Origin of the sequence: Corynebacterium sp. HMSC076C10, from assembly GCF_001812455.1 — a bacterium.
GTDB classification, from domain to species: Bacteria; Actinomycetota; Actinomycetes; order Mycobacteriales; family Mycobacteriaceae; genus Corynebacterium; species Corynebacterium jeikeium_D.
The window spans coordinates 180,798-195,282 of record NZ_KV809094.1 but is presented as its reverse complement, the minus strand read 5'-3'; the positions used below and the strand labels follow the sequence as shown (position 1 = coordinate 195,282).

General features: G+C 60.6%; 11 protein-coding genes and 1 pseudogene. 1 reads left to right on the top strand and 11 read right to left on the bottom strand.

The window, feature by feature from the left end:
* The first annotated feature begins 253 nt into the window (after positions 1-253).
* A pseudogene (locus HMPREF2857_RS11070) lies at positions 254-1,163 on the top strand (IS5 family transposase).
* Positions 1,164-1,199: 36 nt separating this feature from the next.
* Here the strand turns inward: HMPREF2857_RS11070 and argH are convergent.
* From argH to pheS, 11 genes are all read right to left on the bottom strand, one after another.
* Positions 1,200-2,639 carry an argininosuccinate lyase gene (gene argH, locus HMPREF2857_RS02375; protein WP_016422893.1) on the bottom strand — a complete coding sequence of 480 codons (1,440 nt, stop codon included), beginning with the start codon at positions 2,637-2,639 and terminating at the stop codon, positions 1,200-1,202.
* Between the two features lie 45 nt (positions 2,640-2,684).
* Positions 2,685-3,884 carry an argininosuccinate synthase gene (locus tag HMPREF2857_RS02370; protein ID WP_016422894.1) on the bottom strand — a complete coding sequence of 400 codons (1,200 nt, stop codon included), beginning with the start codon at positions 3,882-3,884 and terminating at the stop codon, positions 2,685-2,687.
* 49 nt (positions 3,885-3,933) lie between these two features.
* Positions 3,934-4,416 carry an arginine repressor gene (locus HMPREF2857_RS02365; RefSeq protein ID WP_005511719.1) on the bottom strand — a complete coding sequence of 161 codons (483 nt, stop codon included), beginning with the start codon at positions 4,414-4,416 and terminating at the stop codon, positions 3,934-3,936.
* A gap of 4 nt (positions 4,417-4,420) precedes the next feature.
* Entirely contained in the window at positions 4,421-5,362 is a 942-nt protein-coding gene (gene argF, locus HMPREF2857_RS02360) for an ornithine carbamoyltransferase (RefSeq protein WP_070642552.1), read from the bottom strand.
* A gap of 6 nt (positions 5,363-5,368) precedes the next feature.
* On the bottom strand, positions 5,369-6,574 hold the full coding sequence (locus HMPREF2857_RS02355; protein WP_070642551.1) for an acetylornithine transaminase: 1,206 nt from the start codon (positions 6,572-6,574) through the stop codon (positions 5,369-5,371).
* A 56-nt stretch (positions 6,575-6,630) separates the two neighbouring features.
* On the bottom strand, positions 6,631-7,524 hold the full coding sequence (gene argB / locus HMPREF2857_RS02350) for an acetylglutamate kinase (RefSeq protein WP_049193940.1): 894 nt from the start codon (positions 7,522-7,524) through the stop codon (positions 6,631-6,633).
* A 21-nt stretch (positions 7,525-7,545) separates the two neighbouring features.
* Complete coding sequence (gene argJ, locus HMPREF2857_RS02345; protein WP_048732213.1) at positions 7,546-8,754, bottom strand: bifunctional glutamate N-acetyltransferase/amino-acid acetyltransferase ArgJ; 1,209 nt, start codon at positions 8,752-8,754, stop codon at positions 7,546-7,548.
* Positions 8,751-9,791 carry an N-acetyl-gamma-glutamyl-phosphate reductase gene (argC, locus tag HMPREF2857_RS02340; RefSeq protein ID WP_180802892.1) on the bottom strand — a complete coding sequence of 347 codons (1,041 nt, stop codon included), beginning with the start codon at positions 9,789-9,791 and terminating at the stop codon, positions 8,751-8,753. The genes argJ and argC overlap by 4 nt, the downstream gene beginning before the upstream one ends.
* A gap of 184 nt (positions 9,792-9,975) precedes the next feature.
* Positions 9,976-10,812 carry a trypsin-like serine protease gene (locus HMPREF2857_RS02335; protein ID WP_070642545.1) on the bottom strand — a complete coding sequence of 279 codons (837 nt, stop codon included), beginning with the start codon at positions 10,810-10,812 and terminating at the stop codon, positions 9,976-9,978.
* A gap of 27 nt (positions 10,813-10,839) precedes the next feature.
* Positions 10,840-13,332 carry a phenylalanine--tRNA ligase subunit beta gene (gene pheT / locus HMPREF2857_RS02330; protein ID WP_070642542.1) on the bottom strand — a complete coding sequence of 831 codons (2,493 nt, stop codon included), beginning with the start codon at positions 13,330-13,332 and terminating at the stop codon, positions 10,840-10,842.
* 32 nt (positions 13,333-13,364) lie between these two features.
* Entirely contained in the window at positions 13,365-14,414 is a 1,050-nt protein-coding gene (gene pheS / locus HMPREF2857_RS02325; RefSeq protein ID WP_070642540.1) for a phenylalanine--tRNA ligase subunit alpha, read from the bottom strand.
* Positions 14,415-14,485: the final 71 nt, after the last annotated feature.

Genomic DNA, 14,485 nt, shown 5'->3' with positions numbered 1-14,485 from the left:
GTGTCATAAACTTACACAGTTTCACATTTGCAGCCCGTATTCGCACGTGGAGCTCGTAATTTTTCGGGTTGCCAGTTATCGGGTTGCTAGTTACCGGGTCATCAGTTGTCGGGTTGCTGGTTTTTCTACTCCCCCCCCCGGGCTGTAAAAAATCGGCGTGCGGTCGATTGACCGCACACCGATTAATTAGCCGCGTTAGCTGAGCTAGGGCGTGTCTCCTAATTGTGGGCCTGTGCTCGAGCATGATTGAGGTGTGTCACAACGGTCTAGATTTACGCAGTTCACGAATGCACAGTGGGAGCGAGTTGAACCACTTCTGCCAACGAATGAGGGCCGTAAAGGCCGCCCGTTTGGTGATAGCCGCCGCGTTGTAGAGGGCATCATCTACCGGTACCGCACCGGAATCCCGTGGCGAGATCTCCCCGACCGGTATGGTCCCTGGCAGACGGTGTGGAAGCGGCATCGCCGCTACGCAACCGACGGCACCTGGGACCGCGTATTCGCGCACATCCTCGCCGAGGCCGATGCAGTGGGCGACATTGACTGGAACGTGTCAATCGACGCGACGATCAACCGTGCTCATCAGCACGGTACGAACCTGCCGCGCCCTGATCAGGACACAGGGGGCTCTATCGAATTACAAGAATCTGCCGTTATGCGAGATTGAACCGGCAGGTCACGGGATCGGGAGATCACGCGGAGGGTTGAGCACGAAGGTACATTTTGCTGTCGAGGGGCATGGCCGGCCGCTGTCGATTGTGGTGACGGGCGGGCAACGCCATGATGGCGCGATGTTGCAGGAAGTCCTCGGCGATATTCGGGTCCCGAGAATTGGGTGCGGGCAGGCGCGGACGCGCCCTGATGCGTTGCTTGCTGATCGCGGGTACACGTCACGGGTGAACCGCGCGTATCTGCGTGAGCGCGGCATCGCCGCGGTGATTCCGGAGAAGTCTAATGAGATCGCTGCCAGGAAGCGTAAGGGTCGTGCTGGCGGGCGACCGCCCGGGTTTGATGCGGAGCTGTACAAAGACCGCAACGTGGTCGAGCGGGCCTTTGGGTTGATGAAGCAGTGGCGCGGGCTTGCGACGCGTTATGACAAGCTCGCGGTCACGTATCGCGCGGGAGTGGTGCTTGCGGCGATTCTGGTCTGGTTACGCATATAAGAGACACGCCCTAGCAGGTTGCCAGCTTTGCCAGTTTTAGCCGCGAACCGGCTTTTCAGCCCACTGCTTTAGCTCAGTGTTCTTCTCGTCGACGCGAGCGAGCTGCTCTGCAACACGGACACCCGCAGTGCCGCCGCGAGTATCGCGGGAAGCGACAGCGCCGTCAATAGTAAGCACTTCACGGACCTTCGGAGTCAGTGCCGGGTGGACACCGGCGAGGTCCTCGTCGGAAAGCTCGTCCAGACCGATACCGCCCTTGGACTCTGCGATGCGGACACACTGGCCGGATGCCTCGTGAGCGTCGCGGAACGGTACGCCCTCGCGGACCAGCCACTCAGCCAAGTCAGTGGCCAGGGTGTAGCCAGCCGGAGCGAGCTCGCGCAGACGGTCTTCGTGGAAGGTCAGCGTTGCCACCAGACCGGTCAAAGCCGGAAGCAGTAGGGTTAGCTGCTCGACCGAGTCCACCAGAGGCTCCTTGTCCTCCTGGAGGTCGCGGTTGTAGGCCAGCGGCTGAGCCTTCAGCGTGGCCATGAGCCCTGCAAGATTACCGATCAGGCGACCGGTCTTACCGCGGGTCAGCTCTGCCACGTCCGGGTTCTTCTTCTGCGGCATGATGGAGGATCCAGTCGACCAGGCATCAGCCAGAGTGACGTAACCGTACTCCGGGGTGGCCCAGTAGATGATTTCCTCTGCCAGGCGAGACATGTCCACAGCAATCTGGGCGAAAACAAAAGCCGCCTCAGAGGCGAAGTCACGCGAAGAAGTGCCGTCAATGGAGTTGTCCGTGGCAGAGTCGAAGCCGAGCTCCTCCGCGATGGCCTCCGGATCCAGGTGCAGCGAAGATCCCGCGAGCGCACCGGAACCGTACGGGGACACAGCCAGTCGACGGTCGAGATCGCGGATGCGGTCCAGATCTCGCAGCAGCGGATGCGCGTGAGCCAGCAACTGGTGGGCCAGCAATACCGGCTGCGCTGCCTGGGAGTGGGTCTTGCCCGGCATGATGGCATCCGGATGTGCCTTGGACTGAGCTACCAGGGCGGCAACCAGGTCAGTGACATCCAGTGCAACGCCGCGCACGGCATCGCGCAGCCACATGCGGAACAGAGTTGCCACCTGGTCATTGCGGGAACGACCAGCGCGCAGGCGACCGCCGACCTCCGGGCCGACGCGATCAATCAGACCGCGCTCCATAGCACCGTGGACATCCTCATCCGTCGGCTCTGGACCAAATTCGCCGGAGGCAACGTCGCGACCGAGCTGATCAAGGCCTTCGATCATGGTGTCAAAGTCGGCATCGCTGAGCAGCCCACGGGCATGCAGCACTCGGGCGTGGGCCTTGGACGCAAGAACGTCGTAAGGCGCGAGCACCCAGTCAAAATGGGTGGACTTGCTCAATGCGGCCATCGCCTCGGACGGGCCACCGGCAAAGCGGCCGCCCCACAGGGAGCCTTCGTTGGTACCGTGCTTTTCGACCATTGTCTTTTCCAATAGGCCTTTCGCTCTAGTCGCTCTGGAGAATCTTTACAGTTTGAAGTCGCGCTTTGCGGCCATCTTCGAGGACAGGCCGTGCAGCTCGACAAAACCGCGAGCCAGGGTCTGGTCGAAGGTGTCGCCCTCGTCGTAGGTAGCCAGGTTGAAGTCGTACAGCGAGGTGTTCGAACGACGACCGTTGACGTTGCAGTGACCTGCGTGCATGACCATGCGGATGTCACCGGAAACGCCCTTCTGGGACTCCTCGATGAAGGCATCCAGCGCGCGCTTCAGCGGCGAGAACCACAGGCCGTCGTAGACCAGGTTGGCCCACTCGCCCTCGACCTGGCGCTTGTAACGAGCCAGCTCACGCTCAACGGTGACGTCCTCGAGGGCTGCGTGTGCGGTCATGATGGCAATTGCGCCCGGAGCCTCGTAAATCTCGCGGGACTTAATGCCGACCAGGCGGTCTTCAACCATGTCCAGACGACCGATGCCCTGAGCACCAGCGCGGCGGTTCATCTCTTCGATGGCCTCAAGCACGGAAACCTTCTTGCCGTCGATGGCAGTCGGCTTACCATCCTCGAAGGAGATGATGACCTCGTCCGGGGAGCTGAAGTTCAGGGTCGGATCCTCGGTGTACGCGTAGACATCCTTGGTCGGTGCGTTCCACAGGTCCTCCAGGTAGCCGGTCTCAATGGCACGACCGAAGAGGTTCTGGTCAATGGAGAACGGGGAGGACTTGGACTGCTCAATTGGCAGACCCTTCTCCTCAGCGAAGGCAATAGCCTTGTCGCGGGTCCAAGCGAAGTCACGAGCCGGTGCAATAATCTTCAGATCCGGGGCGGTGTTGGCGAAACCAACCTCGAAACGGACCTGGTCATTGCCCTTACCGGTGCAGCCGTGTGCGACGTGAGTGCCACCGAACTCCTCTGCGGCCTTCGCCATGTGCTTAACAATCAGCGGGCGAGACAGTGCAGAAACCAGCGGGTACTGCTTCATGTAGAGACCATTGGCCTTGATGGTCGGCAGGCAGTACTCCTCGGCGAACTCGTCCTTAGCGTCGACAACGACAGCTTCGACAGCGCCGGCGTCCAGAGCGCGCTGACGCACGGACTCCATGTCCTCGCCGCCCTGTCCGACATCGATGGAAACTGCGACGACCTCGCCGTCGGTCATTTCCTTGAGGTACGGAATAGCAACGGTGGTGTCGAGGCCACCAGAGTAAGCAAGAATAACCCGGTTGGTCATAGGGTAAGCGCTCCTTTAATCGGTGCTTTAAAGCATTTCGTGGAATAGTTTACTGGTTCGTTCCGGCGGCTAGACGCTGGGCTAGGTCAGCGCCGGAAAGTGGTTCTCTAGCCAGGCACATTACGGTGTCATCTCCCGCAATTGTGCCAACGATTTCTTTGAGTCCCGCACGGTCAATCACACTGGCTAGATACTGTGCGGCTCCCGGTGGTGTACGCACAACCGCGATGGTGCCCGAATGATCAATGGAGACCAGCAGCTCGTCTAAAACACGCCGCATCCTGGCCACTGCCCCGCTGGAGACAGCGAGTGCATCTTCGACGATGGAATAACGCGAACCGTTGGCTCCATCGCGAATCTTTCGGGCGCCCAGCTCATCGAGGTCTCTGGACAACGTCGCCTGCGCAATCTCAATGCCTTCGTCGGCAAGCAGCTCGACGAGCTGAACCTGACTGGACACGTGATGCTGCGCCAGCAGGTCAGCGATGCGCGTCTGCCGAGCTGTTCGAGAACCTGGTTGTGCTGCGGTCATGACCTTACTGCCTCTCCACCAGCCAGGTCAGCAACGCCTTCTGAGCGTGCATGCGGTTTTCCGCCTCGTCGAAGACTACCGACTGCGGGCCATCGATGACCTCGGAGGTAACTTCGTTGCCGCGGTATGCCGGCAAGCAGTGCAGGAAGATGGCATCCTCATTTGCCTTCGTCATCAGCTCAGCGTTGACCTGGTACGGCAGAAACGGAGTACGACGATCCAGGCCGTCGTTCTCCTGCCCCATGCTGACCCAGGTGTCAGTGATGACAACGTCGGCACCGGCAATGGCCTCATCGACGTCCGCGGTCACGGACACGGCCGCACCGGTCTGTTCCGCGACCTTCTTGGCGCGGTCGACGTAGACCTGCTCCGGCTGGAAGTCCTCTGGTGCACAGATGGTGACGTCCAGACCTGCGGTGGCGAAGCCCACGAGGTAGGAGTTGGCCATGTTATTGGCACCATCGCCGAAGTACACAGCCTTCTTGCCACGCAATCCCGTCTGGCCTTCTTCCGGGCACTTGTGCTCGATGATGGTCTGCAAGTCAGCGAGAATCTGGCACGGGTGGAACTCGTCGGAAAGCGCGTTGACAATCGGCACCGTCGCGGTCTCAGACATGGCCTCCAGCCCTGACTGTGCGTAGGTGCGCCAGACAATTGCCGAGACAAAGCGGCTGAGCACAGCAGCGGTGTCCTGGTAGGTTTCGCCCTTGCCCATCTGCGAGTTACCGGTTTCGACCACAATCGCGTTGCCGCCCAGAGCCGCAATGCCAGCGTCGAAGGAGAAACGGGTACGAGTCGACGTTTTGTCGAACAGCACCGCAACCGACTGTGGCCCCTCAAACGGCCGGCGGGAGTACGGCGCTGTCTTCAGCTCTGCAGCCAACTGCAGCACCTCAGCCTGCTCCTGTGGAGTCAGGTCATCATCGGCGAGAAAATGACGGAGCATCAGTTCCTAATTCCTTCCTTTGTTAGCGACAGCCTCGGCGGCGTCGTTCAGGCAGGCATCAATCAACTCGACGGCGCGGTTGACTTCCTCATCACTGAGGTTCAACGGAGGCACAATACGCAGCACATTCGCCTGCGGAGCGTTCAGAATGACACCACGCTCATAACCGGCGTTAACCGCTTCCTTCGCCAGGTTCTCGCACAGCACCAGTCCAAGCATGAAACCGCGACCACGCACGTGATCGACATGGCTTAACGACGCAAGCTTGCGAGCCAAAACCTTGCCCTTCTCAGTGACTCGGTCGAGCAGCTTTTCCTCTTCCAGCGTCTCGATGACGGCCAGGCCGGCAGCAGCACAGACCGGATTGCCACCAAAGGTGGTGCCGTGTGCACCAGGAGTGAACAGTTCCGCTGCGCGGCCGTTAGCGATGACAGCACCCAGCGGCAGGCCGCCGCCGAGCCCCTTCGCCAGGGTCATAACGTCCGGCACGATGCCATCGTGCTGGTGGGCAAACCACTGGCCGGTACGGCCAATGCCGGTCTGTACTTCGTCGACAATCATGAGGACGTCGAATCGCTTGGTCAGTTCGCGGACGGCAGCGAGGTACCCCTCTGGCGGTGCGACCACGCCGGTCTCACCCTGAATTGGTTCCAGAATCACCGCAGCGACACCCAACGGATCGGATTCGATGGTCTTGGTGAGGAAGTCAATGTCACCGTAGGGCACGAACTCGACTCCACCCGGCATCGGTTCGAACGGGGTGCGCTTGTCCGGCTGACCGGTCATGGCAAGTGCGCCCATGGTACGGCCGTGGAACCCGTGGTGGGTAGCGATAATGCGATTGCGTCCCGTCAACCGCGCCAGCTTGAACGCGGCCTCATTGGCCTCGGTGCCGGAATTGCAGAACATAATCCGGGTGTCATCAGTGTCCCAGCCAGTGAGCTCAATGAGCTTCTCGCCCAGTGCCAACGGTGGCTCAGAGGCGAAAATGTTGGACACGTGCCCCATCGTGGAAATCTGCTTGGACACAGCTTCCACGATGGCCGGATGTGCGTGACCCAACGCGTTGACTGCAATACCGGCGAGCAGGTCCAGGTATTCCTTGCCCTCGGAATCCGTGACAATAGCGCCCTTACCCTTCACAAGCTCAATGCGCGGCGTGCCGTAATTGTTCATCATCGTGTGTTGCCACTGCTGCTTGAAGTCGCTCATGTCGTCTTTCGACCTGCCTAACGTGTGTAGCTAAATTCTTGTCAGTCTTTTCTGCCTTATCCGGGCTCTACCATTGTGCCGATACCGCCGGAAGTCATCAGCTCCAGCAGCACCGAGTGTGGCTGGCGGCCGTCGATAACGTGGGCTGCAGGCACTCCCCGATCTACTGCGTTCAGGCAGGACTCCATCTTCGGAATCATTCCGGAATCCAGCGTCGGAAGGATTTCTCGCAGATGCGAAGTGGAAATCTTCGACACCAGCGAATCGCGGTTCGGCCAATCCGTGTAGAGACCCTCGACATTAGTCAGAATCACCAAACGGTTCGCGTTAATTGCCGATGCCAGTGCACCTGCTGCCGTGTCGGCGTTGATGTTGTAGACCTCTTTGCCATCAGCGGACGGCGCAATCGTAGAGACCACCGGAATACGTCCGGCATCAATCAGGTCCAATAGCGTTTCCGAGTGCACCTCGGTGATATTGCCAACCAGCCCGATATCTGTCTCCTTGCCACCGACATTTACCGTGCGTCGGGTACCAGTGAACAGGCCGCCATCCTCACCAGAGGTACCCACTGCATAGGGGCCGTAGGCGTTGATGAGGTTCACCAGTTCGCGGCCGACCTGCCCGAAGAGCACCATGCGGACAATTTCCATGACCTCCGGAGTCGTGACACGGAAACCGCCTCGGAACTCTCCTTCCAGCCCCAGGCGCTTGAGCATCGACGAAATCTGGGGGCCTCCACCATGGACAACCACCGGCTTCACACCCACGGTGCGCAGAAAAACCATGTCCTGCGCGAAGGCCTTCTTCAGTTTCAGGTCGGTCATCGCGTTACCGCCGTACTTGACCACCACAATCTTGTCGCGGTGGTGCTGCAGCCACGGCAGTGCTTCCGCCAGCACATGTGCCCGCTGTTCGAAGGACAGCCCTTCGGTCAACTGGTGAACCATTGCAGAGTCTCCTCAAAACCTTTACGACGAATATGCCGAGTTGATGTGGACGTAGTCGTGGGAAAGGTCAGTCGTACGAATCGTGGCCTCTTCCGGATTACCAGTACCGAGGTCAACCTCAACGGCAATGTCCTTGCCGGAGAGATCCACTTCACGTGCATCTGGCGTGCCACCGGTATCGCGACAGACTACGTGACCATTGAAGGAAACGGTGATGTGCTCCGGATCCATATCCACCGGCGCAGTGCCGACAGCCGCCAGCACACGACCCCAGTTCGGGTCCGAACCGAACATCGCACACTTGAAGAGGTTGTCGCGGCCGATAATTCGAGCAGCTACCAGGGCATCTTCCGCGCCACCGGTGCCACGCACGGTCACGGACACACGCTTGGTCACGCCTTCGGCGTCCGACTGCATCTGGCGTGCGATGGAATCACACACGCTGAGCACTGCCTGGTCGAGCTCCTCCTGCGAGGGCTTCACACCAGAGGCACCGTTGGCCAAGATGATGACGGTGTCATTGGTGGATGTGGAGCCATCAATATCTAGGCGGTTAAACGTAACCTCACTAGCCTTGGCAATAGCCTCGTGCGCCATTTCTGCGCTTACCGACGCATCCGTCGTAATCACACCGAGCATCGTGGCCATCGACGGGCTAATCATGCCAACACCCTTGCCCATAGCGCCGACAGTGAATCCGTCACCATGCGCAACGGCCTGCTTTGCCACCAAGTCAGTGGTCAAGATGGCTTCTGCTGCAGCTGTACCTGCGGCGGCATCGCTGCCCAGGTTCTCACAAAGCTTCGGCACACCTGCCAGCACAATGTCCATCGGCAACCGGTCACCAATCAAGCCGGTGGAGCAGGTGCCAATCTCGGTAACATCGACGCCGAGCTCATCTGCAACCTTCTGGCAGACTTCGAGGGCATCGGCAATACCCGGCTGACCATTGCAGGCGTTGGCATTGCCCGAGTTCAGCACCACAGCTGACAGCTTGCCGTCAGCGATATGCTTCTTGGATACCGCCACCGGCGCAGCCTGGACACGGTTGGTAGTAAAGACAGCCGCGGCAGTCTTCTCCGGCCCCTGGTTTACGATGAGCGCCATGTCCGGGTTTCCGCTGACCTTGATGCCTGCAATGACACCACTGGCCGCGAACCCCTGAGGTGCACATACGCCGCCTTCGTCACCAGCGACGTTGACGAGACCTTCTTTTTCTTCCTTCATCATGGGGCAACTCCTACCAGTGGAAGTCCTGCAGTTTCATTCTGTCCAGTAACCAAATTCATGCACTGAACTGCGGCACCACCGGTGCCCTTTGTCAGATTGTCAATCGCCGAGGTCAACACCAGACGCTTGGCGCGTTCATCTACCTCAACCTGAATCTGAACCAAGTTAGAGCCAATTACCGACTGCGTCTGCGGCTGCAGCCCTTCGGCCAACACCTGCACAAACGGCTCACCCTTGTAGAACTCAAGGTAGGCCTCCCGTGCGGCTGCCTCCGTCACCCCGTCGACAAGCGGGGCGGTGATGGTGGTGAGAATGCCGCGTGACGTCGGGGCGAGCACCGGCGTGAAGCTGACGGTGAGATCCTCTGCGTACGGCTTGAGGTTTTGCAGGAATTCTGCGGTGTGGCGGTGCTTGCCCGCAGTGTTGTAGGCGCGGAGATTGCCCATAACCTCGGACCCGAGCAGGGGCACAGCTGCCTTCTTGCCCGCACCAGAGGTACCGGTGATAGAAACAACGGACAGATCCGGCTTGACCAGGCCCTTTGCAACTGCCGGCAGTGCCGTAATAGTGCCACCAGTGGGGAAACAACCCGGCACAGCAATGCGCTTGGAAGCAGCGACTACTTCTCTGTTGCCCGGCAGCTCTGGAATGCCGTAAGTCCAGGTACCGGCGTGCTCCGAGCCGTAGTAGTGCTCCCACTCAGTGGCGTCCTGCAGGCGGAAATCCGCGCCGCAGTCAATAATCACCGTGTCATCCCCCAACTGCTCTGCAATCGCAGCCGAATGACCGTGGGGCAGACCGAGGAACACCACGTCATGCCCAGCGAGTGTGTCACCATTAGTCGGCTCAATACGGCGGTCAGCCAAAGGTGCCACATGAGGCATAATGTCGCCCACGCGAGCACCCGCGTTGGATGCTCCCGTTAGTGCGCCGATGGTCAGTTCGCCGGAAAGATACACCGGGTGCGACAACAGGAGGCGGAGGATCTCTCCTCCTGCGTAACCGGTCGCACCGGCAATGGCAACGGAAATACTCATGCCAAACATTCAACACTTTTATTCACTGTGTTGCAAGATATTCATAGAATTCATTGCCAAAGTGCTGGAATTCTATCGATGTGACGTGAGTGAATTATGAATATAACGCCGTCGTCGGTACATACTCTTCGTTCACTGAGCGCGCCGGTCATTCAATCAGCACGCCGGATTACTCAACGCCGGACTATTCAACTACGACGCTTGGCTCCTGACTCATCACGCCATCTGCCCACTGCGCCACCGATGACGTCGTGGTGTAGAGATAGTAACCGGATTCCTCCGGTGCCACGCTGCCATCAAAAGCCACCGCGCCCGAGAACACCGCCGCTAGCTGGCCGTCGATAAAAAGTGGTCCGCCCGAATCGCCTACCTGCAACGCCGCGGGGCGCTCCATGCGCGCCAACACGGAGTCTTCCCGCACGCATTGTTGATACTTCACCGGACACATCGAAGCGGTGACGGTCGCCGACGGCAGCGTGCCATCCGCAACATCGCCGAGCAGCGATCGCCCATAGACCGTGCCTGCCGTTTCTTGCTCCGAAAACGCTTGACGACGTTCCATTGCGGGATACCCCGGAAGAGCTGCGTCGCCCGCAAGGTGAACAAGCGCTACGTCACCGGTGGGCGCAATTTCCCAGCTATCGATAGGAACACGGTGGGAATCCTGACCGAAACCGACCTCTACTTCCCCAGCCTGCTGCGGGACATCACGCACGCAGTGGGCGGCGGTCATTACCCACTGCGGGGCGATTGCAGTTCCCGTGCAAAAGTTTCCGGTATGGGGACTGGTCTGGACCATGATTGACACCACGGAGTCCGCCGCCACACTAGGCGCAGCAGCCTCCCCGCCAACCAGCGCAGCCGCACTCGGCGCGCCGGTGAGCAACAGACCTGCCGTGACAGCAGCTGCAGCCACAGTCGCCGCAGGCTTCGCGCTGCTCACCGCGCGCACTCCAACGCGCTGCTCTCGTGCCTCTGCGCTATTCAGCCTGTTGCCGCGGTGCCGCAAGTTGCCAATCATGGGTATCTCTCCCCGGGGTCTCCCCTTTTAGCCGCGCAGCTGAGCGCCGTGACGGGTAGTGGCCAGCCCAATGGCCGCCTCGCGAGCTGCGGAAGCTTCCTCTTCCTTCAGCGTACGGTCCGGCGCGCGGAAACGCAGGGAGTACGCCAGTGAGCGAACGCCTTCGCCCATCTGCTCGGAACGGTAAACATCGAAGATACGAATGGATTCGAGGAGCTCACCAGCACCCTCCACCAGAGTCTTCTCCACCTCTGCGGCGGAGACCTCATCGCTGACAACAAGCGCGACGTCCTGGTGGACAGCCGGGAACGGGCTGAGTACCGGCGCCGGCAGGTGCTCAGTCACTGGCAACGCATCGAGATTAATCTCCATAGCGCAGGTGCGCTCCGGCAGACCAGCATCCTTGCATACCTTCGGGTGCAGCTCACCGGCGTGGCCGACGACCTCGCCGTCGACAAGCAGCTCAGCGCAGCGGCCCGGGTGCCACGGCAGCACCTCAGCGTTGCGGATCTCCAGCTCGACATTGGCAGCGCGGGCAACAATGCGCGCGGCTTCGATGGCGTCCGCGACGGTGTACGCGGCCTCGTCACCCCACGGGCTATCCAGGCGGATACGACCGCAGGCGACAGTGGCGACGTGCAGCGGCTGCTCCGGCAGCGAGTCCAGCAGCTCGGCGCGCTCGGCCTCGCTCGGCAGACCCGCGGTAGACGGCATCGGCGAGACACCGTTACCGCGCTCGATGGATACCTGCTCCACACCGTAGAGCGACAGGTCAACCTGGCCGCGAGCAACATTGCGCTTCAGCGACTCCAGCATGGACGGCAGCAGAGTCGTGCCCAGCTGAGTGTGGTCGGACTCCAACGGGTTGATGACCTTGACGGTGTTACGACGCGGGTCATCAGCGTCCAGGCCCCAGACGTCGAAGACATCGTTGGCAATGAACGGTGTCGGCAGAATCTCCAGGTAGCCATTGTGGGCCAGCGCGTGACCGACGAAGCGGCGGCGCAGCTGACGCTCAGTCAGACCGCGACCGGCCGGGGCGATTGGGAGGATAACCGGAATGTCTTCCAGACCTTCCAGACGCAGGATTTCCTCAACCAGGTCAGCGGACATGGTCAGGTCCGAGCGCCAGGTCGGCGGAGTGACAGCCAGGCGGTCACCGTTGTCGACGACCTCGCAACCGACCTCGCGCAGGCGTCCAATGACGGTCTCACGCGGGTAATCAACGCCCGCAACTTCGCTGGCGCGGTTGACGGCAAAGTCAATAGTCGGCATGGTGGCAACCTCACCGAGCAGGGTGCGACCAGTGTCGATAGTGCCGCCGGCGATGTCAGCGAGCAGCTGGCAGGCCAGATCCAGAGCCGGCTCGACCAGAGCGGTGTCCACGCCGCGCTCGAAACGTCGTGAAGCCTCGGAGCTCAGCTTGTGGCGGCGACCACTGCGGAAGACATGCAGCGGCGACCAGTTGGCGGCCTCGAAGACCACATCGATGGTGTCGTCGGCAATCTCGGAGGTGAGACCACCCATGATGCCGGCCAGCGACTGAATACCATTGTCGTCGCAGATGACAACGTCTGCCGGGTCGAGCTTGCGGTCCACGTGGTCGAGGGTGGTCAGAGTCTCGCCGGCCTTAGCGTTGCGGATGTGCAGGCCACCAGCGATCTTGGAACCGTCGAAAGCGTGCATCGGCTGACCGAGCAGTAGCATCACATAGTTGGTGACGTCCGTGGCCACGTTGACCGGACGCTGACCAGCCAGCAGCAGGCGGCGACGCATCCACCACGGGGTCTCGGCGTTCGGGTCGATGCCGGTGACACGGCGCAGACCAAAGCGGCGGGTGTCGGTGTCCTCGTCGATAGTGACGTTCAGGACCTCACCTTCGACCGGCAGCTCCTTGACTTTGGCCGGATCGGCGAAGTCGAGGTTGAAGGCGGAGCAGATCTCGCGGCCCAAACCGCGGGCCGACAGCGCGTAACCGCGGTCCGGAGTGATGTTGACCTCGAACTTCTCGTCATCGAGACCGATGAACTCCTTGGCGCACGAACCCAGCTCAGCTGGGGCCGACGGCAGCGTGAGAATACCGGCGGAGGAATCGGTCATGCCCAGCTCAGCTTCGGAGCAGAGCATGCCGTTGGAAACCTTGCCGTAAGTCTTCCGTGCGGAAATTTCGAATCCACCCGGCAGCACGCAGCCCGGCAGCGCGACGACGACAATGGAGCCCTCTTCGAAGTTGCGGGCACCACAGATAATCTCCTGCAGCTCGCCGGTGCCATTGGCATCACCGACATTGACCTGACAGAAGCGAATTGGCTTCTTGAAGCCCTCGAGCTCCTCAATGTGATCGACGCGGCCGAAAACCAGCGGCCCCTCGACCTTCTCCAGCGGCTCGTGCCCCTCGGTTTCAAAACCAACGCGGACAAAGCCCTCATCCAACTCGTCCGGGGTGACGGACCAGTCCGGGTTGATGGTGTTCTCTGGGCCGCGAACGATTTCAGTGACCCACGACTGTGGAATGAACATGTAAGTAAAACTCCTATCTGTAGGTCAGTGAATTAGCCGCGGATACCGAACGGCTGCGTGAAGCGGACGTCGCCTTCGACCATGTCGCGCATGTCGGTCAGGCCATTGCGGAACTGCAGGGTGCGCTCCAGGCCCATGCCGAACGCGAAGCCCGAGTACACCTCCGGGTCAATACCGGAGGCACGCAGCACGTTCGGGTTGACCATGCCGCAGCCACCCCACTCGATCCAGCCTGCGCCGCCCTTCTTATTCGGGAACCAGACGTCAACCTCAGCGGACGGCTCAGTGAACGGGAAGTAGTTGGTGCGCATGCGGGTCTTGGTCTCCGGACCGAACAGCGCCTTTGCCATGTGATCCAGCGTGCCGCGCAGGTGCCCCATGGTCAGCCCCTTGTCCACAGCGAGTCCCTCCACCTGGTGGAAGACCGGGGTGTGGGTGGCGTCGAGCTCATCGGTGCGGAAGGTACGGCCCGGGCAGATAACGTAAATCGGCAGGTCACGTGACTGCAGAGTGCGAACCTGGACCGGCGAGGTGTGCGTACGCAGCACCTGCTTGGATCCTTCCGGCGCAATGTGGAAAGTATCCTGCAGAGTACGAGCCGGGTGATCCGGCAGGAAGTTCAGTGCGTCAAAGTTGAAGTACTCGGCTTCGACCTCCGGGCCCTCGGCAACTTCCCAGCCCATGCCCACAAAGATGTCACCGATCTGCTCGGACAGAATGGTAATTGGGTGCATGCCGCCGCGCTGGCCCCGCGTGGTGTCCACCGACACGTCGATACGCTCCGCGACCAGACGGCGCGCGTTTTCCTCTTCCTCCAGCACGGCAAGACGCTCTGCATAGCGCTTTTCGACGGCTCCGCGAACAACATTTACGCGACGTCCAGCATCCTTGCGCTCAGCCTTCGGAATGGAGCCCAGCGCGCGGCGAGCCTGCGGAATGTACCCTTCATCCCCCAAGTGCTCACGGCGGGCGGCAGAAAGCTCATCCAGGTTGCCGGCAGCATCAAAGGCATCCGTGGCCTTCTGCGCAGCCGCCTGGAGGGCGTCCTCGGAAAGATCGATAGGATTTGGCGAATCGCTCACGTGTCAACCACTTCTATATAGGACTATCAGTTCTTGTGATGGAACAATCATAGTCGAGGATAACTGCACAC